A 12,237-nucleotide genomic window follows, 5' to 3' on the forward strand; every position below is an offset into this window, starting at 1 on the left:
ATCAGGAATCTGACAGTATCTTTTCAAGAAATTCAAGGTCCACTACTGCATTAAGGTCGATCCCCAGGTCCTCTAAAGAATAACCAAGAGCTAATCCCAGAAGCTGTGTGTAGTGGAGCACAGGAATATTGTGCGAGGTACCATTTTTCTCATTAAGGTCCACCTGCCCGGCATCCAGCTGCATATGGCAGAAAGGACATGCATTCACGATGCAATCAACGCCCGCAGATTCGATCATGGATAATTTATGACCTGTAAGTGCCAACGCTTCGTCCGGCAATGCAGAGCGCACACCTCCACCGGCCCCGCAACACTCCGTCTTATCAGGATATTCAATACTTTCCGCACCTGTAGCTTCCACAAGTTCATCAAAGAACGATGGCCTCTCCACACTTGAGCCGACGCGTCCTTTAGAAGGTTTCAAAAGATGGCAGCCATAATGCACAGCAACTCTCAGCTCCAGTGGATGAGTAATGATATCACGGATCTTCTCCGAACCAACTTCCTTGTACAGAAATTCAGTGATGTGACGGACATCATGGCTACCCTTGATGCTCCTGCCAATTTTTCCAAGATGGGAATTTACGTCATTTTTAAGCTGCTCATCTGCCTTGATCTCATGATTTGCATCAGCAAGTGAGCCATAGCAACCATTGCAGATCGTCAACAGATCGCGATCCAGCTCTTCAGATAATGCAATGTTCCTGCCGGCCAGGGCAAGCCAGGTGGCTTTGTCAAAGGAACGGAGCACACCCGGAGCAGGACAGCACGATGCGCCTTCCAGGTCAATACAGTCTACCCCAAGCTTATCGAGACAGAGCTTGGTACTCTTTTCAATACCAGGATATCGGTTAGGAATCACACAACCCAGAAAAAGTGATACATTTGTCATATCTTTTCCTCACAGAACTTAAAGACATCATTTTTCGGACATCAATTCATCGAACTTACATGATACCAGCAATTTCTTAACCTCTTCCAGCCCTTCAGGGAAACTGTGAACTGTGGGTGGCAGCGGATCAAGCCCCAAAGCTTCTCTTTTTGCCCTGTTCTCTTCGTTAATGGGGACAGCATGCCCATGTTCCAGCAGCAATTCACCCACCATCCGGTGCTCAGGATAAATGATACCTTCGTGAACAGCAAGTGTGCGTATCTCGAATATAGCATCAACAATGTCTATCCCACGGGGGCACCTTTCCTGACAATTGTAACAGGTAGTACACATCCACAAGGAATCATCAGAAAGAACTGCCGTATCACTGCGTGCCTTCTTCAGGAGCTTTCTGACATTCAGGATTGTATGCCTTCCCGAGGGACAGCTACCGCTGCAGACACCACAATGCATACATTTTAAAATATCAGAGCCGGTCTTTTCCATTCGGGAAAGTACATTCGGTTCATTTCTGATAGACATCAAAATGAGTTATAATTTCATACATTATAAAAGATGCCATTGTACACTTTAGTGAAAACCGTGAAGAGCAATAGTTATATTTGAGTACATTTATAAGATTTATATACTCTGAATGTGACCGGTAACAGATCATTCACGCAAGCAGAGAAAACTAATAGGCATCGTTTAAATTTATGGTAACTGGGGGGCTTTGACAGATCCAGACGTGTGCTTTTATTGGCAATAGTAGTAGCGATCAGAATAAAAATCAGATGTTTCGGCTAAAGGTATATAAATAAACAAAATATTTAAATATTATGAGACGGAAGAGAGATTCTGTATTCCCAAAGGAAGTGCAGATATGACAAACTCTGACAAAAAGATACAGACCAAGGAAGAAGTTCTGGAAGCAATTACCGAATGTGATGTGAAGTTCATCAGAACACAGTTCACCGACACATTGGGAATGATCAAAAGCTGGGCGATCCCTTCAGAGAATCTGGAAGATGCCTTCAATGACGGTGTCATGTTCGATGGCTCATCTATCGAAGGTTTCACAAGGATCGAAGAATCGGATATGATGCTCATGCCCGACCCGACCACCTTCAACATACTCCCATGGAGACCATCTGAAGGTGCAGTTGCACGCATCATTGGTGATGTCAAACTGCCTGATGGGACAGCTTTCCAGGGAGATCCAAGATACATCCTCAAGAGAAGTATACAGAAAGCAAAGGACATGGGGTTCACCATGAACGTCGGACCGGAACTCGAGTTCTTCCTTTTCAAGCTGGACGAGCATGGCAATCCAACTACTGAACTGACCGACTATGGCGGATATTTCGACTTTGCACCACTGGACAGGGCTCAGGACGTTCGCAGGGAGATCGACTATACCCTCGAACACATGGGATTCAAGCTTGAAGCTTCCCACCATGAGGTCGCACCCTCACAACACGAGATCGACTTTAGGTTTGGAGATGTACTGACCACAGCAGACAGTGTTGTGACATTCAAATACGTGGTCAAGTCCATTGCATACCACAAAGGATATTATGCAACATTCATGCCAAAACCACTATTCGGAGTGAACGGCTCAGGAATGCACGCAAACCAGTCCCTGATGACAAATGACGGGAAGAATGCATTCTACGATCCTGATGCAGAGAACGGTCTCTCGGAGAACGCCAGATACTACATCGGCGGTCTGCTTGACCACATCAGTGAATTTACAGCCATCACAAATCCGGTGGTAAACTCTTACAAACGCCTCGTGCCGGGCTATGAGGCACCGATATACATCACATGGTCCGACAGCAACAGAAGCTCACTCATCCGCATCCCTGCTGCAAGGGGCAAGGGCACCCGTGTGGAACTCAGGAACCCAGACCCGTCATGTAACCCATACCTGGCATTTGCAGTTATGCTGGAAGCAGGACTTGATGGTATCAGGAACAAGATCGAGCCCGGAGAATCACTCAGGATGAACATATTTGAGCTTAGTGAAAAAGAAAGAGAGGATATGGGGATCGAGTCACTGCCCGGCAACCTGAAGGCAGCTATCGACAAAATGAATAAGAGCAAATTCGTGAGAAACGCTCTTGGAGACCATGTATTCGAAAATTATCTCGCTGCAAAGACTGCGGAGTGGGATGCTTACAAGGCACGTGTGCATCAATGGGAACTTGACACGTACCTCAGTATATTGTAAGGGCATTCACCCTTACACCCTCCGCCCTGGCAGCAATATGCTGATCATATAGATTTAAAAAGGTGATAAAATGTGTGGAATAATAGGTGTGATCGACAGGAAAAGGGCACTAATGGATGGATCCAGTATTCGCGATGCACTGAGCCTAATGAATGAAAGAGGAAGTGGAGAAGGTGCAGGTTATGCAGCATACGGAATATATCCTGATTACCAGGACTGCTATGCGATCCATGTCTTCTTTGACAACCTTGTGGAACCAAAGTCCCGGGTCGAGGAAATGCTCCATAAGTGGGGCCGCATCGTACACCAGGAAGCCATACCAACATACGAGCAGGACGGACTTAAAAAAAGCCACATCCCATGGAGATACTTCTTCAAACCTTACAGTGACCTGATGGCAGGAAGTACAACTCCCGAAGATGATGTCATGAAGTACATCGTCATGGAAACAAATTCCAACATACAGGGAGCACTGATATTCTCATCCGGAAAGAACATGGGAGTTTTCAAAGCTTCCGGCTGGCCTGAGGATGTTGCCAACTTCTATCGCATTGAGGACTACAAAGGATACATCTGGCTTGCACACAACCGTTATCCAACCAACACCCCGGGATGGTGGGGGGGAGCACATCCGTTCAACCTTCTTGACTGGGCAGTGGTGCACAACGGAGAGATCACCTCATACGGCACGAACAGACGTTATGTTGAAAGCAATGGATACACCTGCAGTATGTTCACAGATACCGAAGTAGTGGCATACCTTTTCGATCTTCTCGGCAGAAGACACGGGCTTCCGGAAGACATTGTGGTAAAAGCACTTGCACCACCTTTCTGGGACGAGATCGACAACATGCCCGAAAAGGAGCAGGAACTCAACCACGCGATCCGCCTTACCTACGGACCTGCCCTCATGAACGGACCGTTCGCAATCGTTGTGGCCACACATGAAGGAATAGTAGGATTTACAGACAGGATCAAGCTCAGGCCACTGGTAATCGGAGAGAATGGAAACCGGCTTTACATCTCAAGCGAGGAAGCTGCCATCCGCGTGATGGACCCTGAAGTACAGAACATTCACATGCCAAGAGCAGGAGAACCTGTCATCGGGAGGTTGAACATATGAGCCTTGGAAGCGTACCCCTGAAATACAAGGTTACCATCGACCGCGAGCAGTGCATGCACTGTATGAGGTGTATCGATAACTGTTCGTACGGAGTTTACCACAAGGAAGATGACAGGATAATCATCGATTCACGCAAGTGTACCGCATGCCATCACTGTATCTCCATGTGCCCAAGGGATGCCATATCCCTGAAGGAGAGGCCCGTGGATTACCGCAGCCATCCCCTCTGGACAGCCGAGGCACGTGAGGACATCATCAACCAGGCACGTACAGGGAAGATCATCCTTGCAGGAATGGGAAATGCAAAGCCATATCCGGTGATCTTCGACAGGCTTGTACTAGATGCCTGCCAGGTAACAAACCCGAGTATCGACCCGCTGCGTGAGCCCATGGAGCTTCGGACATACCTTGGAAAGAAGCCATCAAGACTTGAGATTGATAAGAAGGACAACGGCGATATCGAGCTGAAGACCAAACTTACCCCAAACCTCAAGCTTGAAACTCCCATAATGATCGGGCACATGAGCTATGGTGCCATCAGCCTGAACGCACAGCTAAGCCTTGCAAAAGCTGTGGAAAAGACAGGAACTTTCATGGGAACCGGGGAAGGAGGACTTCATGAGGCCATCTACCCGTACCAGAAGAACATGATAGTCCAGGTGGCATCCGGACGCTTTGGTGTGGACATCAACTACCTCGAAAGGGGAGCAGCCATAGAGATCAAGATCGGACAGGGTGCAAAGCCCGGTATCGGCGGACACCTTCCGGGAGAAAAGGTATGTCAGGATGTTTCCTGCACCCGTATGATACCCCTTGGAAGTGACGCTATCAGCCCTGCACCCCATCATGACATATACAGCATAGAGGACCTCGCACAACTTGTGAGAAGCCTTAAGGAAGCTACCGAGTGGAAGAAACCTGTGTTCGTGAAAATAGCAGCTGTGCACAATGCTGCAGCAATTTCAGCAGGTATTGCACGTTCCTCGGCAGATGCTGTGGTGATAGACGGCTTCCGCGGAGGTAGCGGAGCAACACCAAAGGTCTTCAGGGACAATGTAGGCATCCCGATCGAGGCAGCCGTTGCAAGTGTTGACCAGAAGCTCAAGGACCAGGGGATCAGGAACAAGATCTCGGTCATTGCAAGTGGCGGCATCCGCAACAGTGCGGATATTGCAAAATCCATCGCCCTTGGAGCAGACGCCGTTTACATCGGAACTGGAGCACTTATAGCAATGGGCTGTCGTGTTTGTGGCCAGTGTTACAGAGGCATGTGCCCCTGGGGCATTGCAACCCAGAGGCCGGACCTTGTAGAACGCCTTGACCCTGAGGTAGAATCCGAGCATGTGGCAAACCTCATCCGCTCATGGACACTCGAGCTTAGCGAACTGATGGGAGCTGCAGGCATCAACAGTATTGAAAGCCTGAGAAGCAACAGAAGCCGCCTGCGAGGATATATGCTGGACGAAGGGACACTGGATGTCCTGCAGGTCAAACCGGTAGGGGCCTGATAACATGGAAAAAGTAGAGATCGATGCAAAAGGCATGCACTATACCCCCCTCAATGAGATGATAAGAGAAGCAGTCAGGAATGGTGCAAAAGAGATAATTCTGGACAATGTGATAGGCCAGCGGTTCATCGCGGATGGATTGAAAGCTGATGTCACAATCCGGATCAATGGAGTTGCCGGAGGAGACCTTGGGATGTTCATGAACGGACCCACCTGCATAGTAAACGGAAATTGCGACCATGCACCCGGCAATACCATGGACGGAGGAACAATTGTGATCCACGGAAGTGCAGGAGATGCAGCAGCGCATAGTATGCGTGGTGGAAAGCTTTTCGTAAAAAATAACATCGGATACCGCGGAGGCATCCATATGAAGCAGTACGAGGAAGAACGGAAACCTGTGCTGGTCGTGGGAGGGTCTTCACACGCATTCCTTGGAGAATATATGGCAGGAGGCCTGATCCTTGTACTGGGCATCGGACAGGAAGATCCTGCAAAGGACCGTGGGATCGGAAGTGGCATCCACGGAGGAATGATAGTTATCCGTGGTGAAGTAAAGGATGAACTTCTGGGCGTGGGTGCCAGAAAGGCAGAATTCGGAGAAAAGGAACTGGAAATGATCACACCCTATGTAGAAGAGTTCTGCAAATATTTCGATACTGAACCCTCCGGATTGCTTGATATGAACTATACCTGTATAGTACCTGCAAGCACCAGACCGTTCGCAGGCAAGTACACATGGGAGTGATAACATGTATGAGAAAAATTACAATGATCTTGAAGACACCGTATGGCATACTGGAAAATGTGCATGTTGCGGCGCATGTGTTGCAGTTTGCCCGGCAAACTCACTTTTCTTTGAAACCGGAGAGAATTCCACACACCCGATGAATGACGGATACTGCAAATCAGCTGTTGACGGAGTAGCCTGCGGCGCATGCTATGAGGTCTGCCCAAGGACAGATGAGAGGAAGATCGAAACCATCGGGAATTCCATCGACATAGTTGCTGCTTCAGCAAACTTCGATGTTGAGAAGAAGCAAAGCGGTGGTGCGGTCACTGCAATTCTTATGAACGCACTGGAACAGGATCTTGTGGATGCTGTCATTAATGTTGCCGAAGACCCATGGAGCCTCAAGCCCAGGTCAACGATCATAACTTCCAGTGAGATGATAACCAAACAGGCCGGAAGCCGGTACAACTGGTGGGTACCTCTCCTATCCGCATTAAAGGAAGCCGTCATCACCAAAAAGTATCGTAATATAGCGATAGTAGGTGTACCTTGTGTGGTCCAGGCGATCAGTGAGATGCGCAAAAGTGAGCATGACCTGATAAGACCATTCCGGGATTCTATCCGGCTGATGATCGGCCTTTTCTGCACAGAGACATTCGACTATGAGAAAATGGTAGAGGGAAAGTTCAAGAAAGAGCTTGGTATCGACCCATGGCAGATCAGGCGCCTTGATATTCCCGGAAAATTGGAGATCACCACCGACAACGGAGAAATTCACACGATCCCCCTTTCCGAACTTGATGACTGCATACGCCCTGGTTGTGCCATATGTGCAGATCTGACATCACTTGATGCGGATATTTCTGCCGGGTCCATCGGAAGTCCGCAGGGGCAGACCACACTGATCATACGCACACCTGTGGGAAACAAGTTCTTCATGAGCGCTGTTGATGACGGAAAACTTGTAGTATCGGACAATGTGGATCTGAAGCCTATAGAAGCGCTTGCGAACAAGAAGGCAAAAAGGAGAGAATGAAACTGTATTTATGAATCAGGCACCAGTGCCTGATGCTTTTTTTATCAATAACATCCCCAACCCATTACTTTCAATATGCTCACAGCAGGTACAAATAATAAGTACAATATAACGTTATGCGAAGTTGGAGAAAGTGTCAATGCCTGCCTATACCGTTACGGAACTGAACAATTTTATCAAAAATATCCTGACAAATGACCCGAACCTTAACCAGATCTGGGTACAGGGAGAGATATCAAATCTCACAAAGCACGGCTCAGGACATTATTATTTTACCATTAAGGATGAAAAGAGCCAGATAAGCTGTGTTAGCTTCAGGTCTGTGAACAGGGCACTTAGATTCGAGCCTGAAAAGAACATGAAAGTGCTTGTTTTTGGATCCGTGGACGTGTATACCATCCGCGGACAGTACCAGCTGCGTGTGATGGACATGCGGCCTGATGGGATCGGAGAATTATACAAAGCTTATGAGCAGCTTAAGGAAAGACTTCAAAAGGAAGGACTTTTCAGCGATATCCACAAGCAGACCATACCTAAATTCCCGAAAAGGGTCGGTGTTGCCACTTCTGCCACCGGTGCTGCAATACATGATATATTGAATATAATAGGGCGCAGATACCCTGTTGACATACTGCTCTCACCTACCATCGTACAGGGAGAAAAGTCTGCAGAAAGTATAGTACATTCCATAGAAATGCTGAACAGGACCGATGTGGACGTAATAATAGTGGGCCGTGGCGGTGGTTCCCTTGAAGACCTATGGTCCTTTAATGAGGAAGCGGTCGCGAGAGCTATTTTCAACTCAGAAAAACCCATTGTTTCAGCAGTAGGCCATGAAACTGATTTTACAATATCTGACTTTACGGCCGACCTTCGGGCACCAACACCTTCTGCAGCTGCAGAGCTTGTAGTACCGGACCAGAAGGAATTGAAAAGACATATGATGAACCTCTCAATGAGGATGGAGAGCGAAATGCGGCACCTCATGTCCGAGAGAAAGAAGCATCTGGAACATCTTCGGGAAAAGATAGAACCTGAACATTTCAGGGACATGTTAAGACAGGATTACCAGCACCTTGATGAACTCACATCAAAACTGACAACATCCATTGGAAGAATTGTAGATAACAAGGCATCTGAGCTCAGACTTCATGCTTCCAGACTCAATTCGGTCAGCCCTTTAAACACCATTGGAAGAGGTTACAGCATTGCAGTATCCCCGGATAGCAGGAGGATCATCACAAACGTTGCCGATGTAAAGAAAAAAGATGCGGTTGATGTAATTGTCAGCGATGGCATTCTGGAATGTAATGTTAAGAGCATAAGTGATGATAGGAAAAAATACCTGCTATTTGAGAGGTGAACATATGGGAAAGACGGATACTACCAACGATATTGATGAAGATAATATTAATGAAGAGACCATTGACGAACTTACATTTGAAGAAGCGCTTGAAGAGCTGGAAACCATTGTTGAGCATCTTGAGAGAGGGCAACTTACCCTGGATGACAGTATCGGGACTTTCGAGAAAGGCATGAAGCTGGCACTCCTCTGTAACCGGAAAATCGAGAGCTCTGAAAAGAAGATTGAGCTTCTGATAGAAAAGAACGGCAAACTTTCTACAGAACCATTTAGTGAAACGGATTGATCAGGAAGGACGCTAAAAAGGAAGAAACAATAATATAATATGATACAATATATTTTTAATAAGTATATCTATCTGGAATCAAGAAATTATAAGTAACCCTTTATCCATATGGAAAATTACAATGTCAGAACTTCAAAATATGTCATGCTGTATCGACGGCCTTGATGAGATCCTTGGGGGATTCGGGAAACCATCGACAATACTAGTTGCGGGTACGGCAGGGGTTGGCAAGACCACAATGATACTGCAGATGTTATCAAATGCTGCCAAAAAGGGAGAAAAAACACTATACATACCTCTTACAACGGAAACTGCCGGGAAAACTGAGAGACTGCATTCCATATACCCGTTCCTGAATGAGAATGTCAAAGTATACCCGGTAAGTCGTCCTGCAGCTGAAAAGGACCCGCTGAGCACATTGATAGATGTAGGAAATGTAATAGCATCGGAAAATCCCGACCGTCTGGCCATTGACCCGATCACACCTATAGGATTTGGTTTTGTTGAGCAGGAGAGAAGGCGTTTCTTCTACACGCTGGACTCCATGCTTAAAGAATCAGAAGCCCTTGTGATGCTCACAGGGGAGCTTCTTGAAGATCAGATACACGAGTATGTTGCCAGCCACCTTACAGATGGCATAATCTACCTTTCAAAAGAGAACTCAGGCTATCATACTGCCCACAAACTGAAGGTCCTGAAGATGCTTGCCATCGAACCAAACAACAAGGCAAGATGCACTGCCCGCGAGTACAGTTACGACGTTAGCTCAGAAGGATTTACAGCATACCCCCGCCTGATCGTTGAAGACGTAGATGAGCTTGCTGAGACCAGGATAAAATCCGGAGTGGAGAACTTCGACCTTATGCTTCACGGCGGCATAATTGCTGGCAATAGCACCCTTATTGCAGGTGAGCCCGGAACAGGAAAGAGCATATTTGGATGGCAGTTCCTCATGGAAGGACTGAAGAACGGAGAGAAGGGGATAATAGTCACATACAACGACCTCCCACAGCAGATCATTCAGGGAGCAGCAAAGTTGGGATATGACATGCAGCAATACGTTGATTCCGGAATGCTGAAGTTCATCCATTCTAATCCGGAGGAGATCCATCCCGATGAGCATGCCACAAGGATAAAAGAACTTGTGGAAAGCATGGAAGCTACAAGGCTTGTAGTAGATGGATTGATAAATCTGGAGATCACGTTCCCCGACATCATAAAGCTTCGAGGGTATCTTCAGCGCCTTACAGCCTATCTGAAGACCAGAGGAGTCTCATCGGTCATTACCACAGAACTGAGCGCCCAGGAAAATGACAGGATCATGAGCAAAGATGCCTCTTTTATCGTTGATACCGTAGTAACGGTCAGGCAGGTCGTATTCTCAAATGACGTCAAGCGTTACATCAGAATACTCAAATCAAAGGGTACGAAACATGCACTGAACATGCGTGAGTATGTGATATCAGAAACAGGAATAAAGATCAACTGCGATGTTATTCTTTAAAATGAGCTTTCAATAAACTAAAAATGAAAAAGTAAGAGAGCCAGGTGGCTCTTAAATATCTCTTTTTTATCAGATAGCGTGGATCGACCTCTCAACACTTGTTCCGAGCTCCGTGAGGCCGTAAACGCCACCTTCTTCGCTCAATAGTTCTTTTACGACAAGCTCGGCCAGTATCCTATCAACAGATGGCTTTACCACATGCATGTTCTTTGCGATGCGTGCTGCGTCCATCTCCCCTTTAGATCCAAGCAGAGCCAGTAATTTCTGCCTGTTCTTGTTACCTGTTACAAATCCCATTAGTTCATCCATGATATCACCATAACAAAGTGTACTAATGCATCATATAATTATTTACTCACAATTGCCTTTCAACCGATTAAGAGGAATACTTTTATTACCTGTAATGCATATGTATGCGTGGCGGGCTAGTCTGGGTAGGCCGGCGTTACCTGTAACCCGAAATCGCCGATATGCGGGAGACGAAGCCAAAAGAAGTTGTTTTGATCATTTCCAAACCTGTGATCTCAACTGAGAAGCCCCGTCCTGCTTGGATGGTGTTGGTAGAAGAACTAATTGGAGAATTGGTCCTCTTATCTTCACCGTGGGAACCAGTCGAGGCCCGGAAGGGAGCAGACCTACCATGGACACTTGTCGCTTGTAGGGCTGCGGGGTGGAGAAGAGATCACAGATCATTTGGTTATGTGATGGACAGCAACTCACGGCGTGCCCGTCACTTTGAACTTCAAACGAAAAGCATTAAATAAGGCTATTGCCATTAAGGAGAACGCGTGGCAATAACATGCTAACCCAATGACGAGATAGCCAAGCCCGGTATGGCGCAGGATTGCTAATCCTGTGGTGCTTTGCGCCTCGGGGGTTCGAATCCCCCTCTCGTCGCTTTTTTATACACCATTGAACCCATAATGGATATACAATCGTTTCATTAATCGTTGCAGGCGAAGATCATGCCAAGAACAAAACCGATAATTTCAGTGCTTAACGAAATGCCAGCAGAGAACAACGTAGCTGAAAAAGCACCCAGCGGGTGCGGAGGCTGTTCAGGCGGTACTTGTGGAGCTTTTGGTATCAGGGCAGGATCTGAAAAGGACGTAGTGATCAGGAACCTGCTCCTCTTTGCAATTATGGGGATCGGAATGCTCCTTGCAGCGTACCTTATTGTAAAGCTCCTGAACATTGTAACAGGAATTTAAGAATTAACTTTTTTGTCTGCCCTATAAGGATAACGCATCTCTTTTCCACATTTAAGGCAGGTTATTGTCATATATCTGCCATGAAGCCTTATCCTTGAGCTGTTGCCAGGAACCAGAAAAGAATTGCAACCTTTGCACACCCTCCGCTTTAAGTAAGCAGGAAGCCTTACCCGATACCTCATCCCGATCCGCCTTGCCAGAGCTACGTATCGGTCACTCCTATCGGGATGGGAACTATAATTCTGCCCTGCAAGTTTGAAAAGATATTCGATCCTTTCAGTTGCTATATCCTTTATCAGGTTCTTTTGCTTCTTTTTAATTCGTGCCATAGAAAAATACCTTTGTGCATCTTACATACATTTACTTACT

13 protein-coding genes, 1 tRNA gene and 1 other RNA gene are annotated in these 12,237 nt (G+C 46.8%); 11 read left to right on the top strand and 4 right to left on the bottom strand.

Annotated elements, in window-relative coordinates; all coding sequences use genetic code 11:
* Position 1 precedes the first annotated feature (1 nt).
* Together hdrB and hdrC are read right to left on the bottom strand one after the other, a co-directional pair.
* Complete coding sequence (gene hdrB / locus LI82_RS10685; protein ID WP_048195641.1) at positions 2 to 892, bottom strand: CoB--CoM heterodisulfide reductase subunit B; 891 nt, start codon at positions 890 to 892, stop codon at positions 2 to 4.
* A 27-nt stretch (positions 893 to 919) separates the two neighbouring features.
* On the bottom strand, positions 920 to 1,414 hold the full coding sequence (gene hdrC, locus LI82_RS10690) for a CoB--CoM heterodisulfide reductase subunit C (protein ID WP_048195643.1): 495 nt from the start codon (positions 1,412 to 1,414) through the stop codon (positions 920 to 922).
* Positions 1,415 to 1,754: 340 nt separating this feature from the next.
* On the opposite strand from hdrC, the gene glnA reads away from it, so the two are divergent.
* From glnA to LI82_RS10730, 8 genes are all read left to right on the top strand, one after another.
* Positions 1,755 to 3,104, top strand: coding sequence for a type I glutamate--ammonia ligase (gene glnA, locus LI82_RS10695; protein ID WP_048195645.1), 1,350 nt, complete (start codon positions 1,755 to 1,757; stop codon positions 3,102 to 3,104).
* A 70-nt stretch (positions 3,105 to 3,174) separates the two neighbouring features.
* Complete coding sequence (locus tag LI82_RS10700; RefSeq protein ID WP_048195646.1) at positions 3,175 to 4,227, top strand: class II glutamine amidotransferase; 1,053 nt, start codon at positions 3,175 to 3,177, stop codon at positions 4,225 to 4,227.
* Entirely contained in the window at positions 4,224 to 5,735 is a 1,512-nt protein-coding gene (locus tag LI82_RS10705; RefSeq protein ID WP_048195648.1) for a glutamate synthase-related protein, read from the top strand. The genes LI82_RS10700 and LI82_RS10705 overlap by 4 nt, the downstream gene beginning before the upstream one ends.
* Positions 5,736 to 5,739: 4 nt before the next feature.
* Positions 5,740 to 6,483, top strand: a complete 744-nt coding sequence (locus LI82_RS10710; RefSeq protein WP_048195649.1) for a GltB/FmdC/FwdC-like GXGXG domain-containing protein — start codon at positions 5,740 to 5,742, stop codon at positions 6,481 to 6,483.
* Positions 6,484 to 6,487: 4 nt separating this feature from the next.
* Complete coding sequence (locus LI82_RS10715) at positions 6,488 to 7,504, top strand: Coenzyme F420 hydrogenase/dehydrogenase, beta subunit C-terminal domain (protein ID WP_048195651.1); 1,017 nt, start codon at positions 6,488 to 6,490, stop codon at positions 7,502 to 7,504.
* Between the two features lie 139 nt (positions 7,505 to 7,643).
* Entirely contained in the window at positions 7,644 to 8,867 is a 1,224-nt protein-coding gene (gene xseA, locus LI82_RS10720) for an exodeoxyribonuclease VII large subunit (protein WP_048195652.1), read from the top strand.
* Between the two features lie 4 nt (positions 8,868 to 8,871).
* A complete protein-coding gene (gene xseB / locus LI82_RS10725) occupies positions 8,872 to 9,153 on the top strand; it encodes an exodeoxyribonuclease VII small subunit (protein ID WP_048195653.1) in 282 nt (93 codons plus the stop codon).
* 121 nt (positions 9,154 to 9,274) lie between these two features.
* On the top strand, positions 9,275 to 10,657 hold the full coding sequence (locus LI82_RS10730) for an ATPase domain-containing protein (protein ID WP_048195655.1): 1,383 nt from the start codon (positions 9,275 to 9,277) through the stop codon (positions 10,655 to 10,657).
* Positions 10,658 to 10,726: 69 nt separating this feature from the next.
* On the opposite strand, the gene LI82_RS10735 is transcribed toward LI82_RS10730, so the two are convergent.
* Complete coding sequence (locus tag LI82_RS10735; RefSeq protein ID WP_048195656.1) at positions 10,727 to 10,966, bottom strand: MarR family transcriptional regulator; 240 nt, start codon at positions 10,964 to 10,966, stop codon at positions 10,727 to 10,729.
* A gap of 109 nt (positions 10,967 to 11,075) precedes the next feature.
* Between LI82_RS10735 and ffs the strand changes: the two genes are divergently transcribed.
* The 3 genes from ffs to LI82_RS10750 all read left to right on the top strand — a co-directional run bounded on the left by ffs (position 11,076) and on the right by LI82_RS10750 (position 11,868).
* An RNA gene (ffs, locus tag LI82_RS10740) (signal recognition particle sRNA) lies at positions 11,076 to 11,390 on the top strand.
* A 79-nt stretch (positions 11,391 to 11,469) separates the two neighbouring features.
* A tRNA-Ser gene (locus LI82_RS10745) sits at positions 11,470 to 11,554 on the top strand.
* Positions 11,555 to 11,622: 68 nt separating this feature from the next.
* Positions 11,623 to 11,868, top strand: a complete 246-nt coding sequence (locus tag LI82_RS10750) for a hypothetical protein (RefSeq protein ID WP_048195660.1) — start codon at positions 11,623 to 11,625, stop codon at positions 11,866 to 11,868.
* Here LI82_RS10750 and LI82_RS10755 read toward each other — a convergent pair.
* Positions 11,865 to 12,197: a ribonuclease P protein component 4 gene (locus LI82_RS10755; RefSeq protein ID WP_048195662.1), complete on the bottom strand. Its 333-nt coding sequence runs from the start codon at positions 12,195 to 12,197 to the stop codon at positions 11,865 to 11,867. The two genes, LI82_RS10750 and LI82_RS10755, sit on opposite strands and share 4 nt — an antisense overlap.
* Positions 12,198 to 12,237 lie beyond the last annotated feature (40 nt).

Origin of the sequence: Methanococcoides methylutens, from assembly GCF_000765475.1 — an archaeon.
GTDB classification, from domain to species: Archaea; Halobacteriota; Methanosarcinia; order Methanosarcinales; family Methanosarcinaceae; genus Methanococcoides; species Methanococcoides methylutens.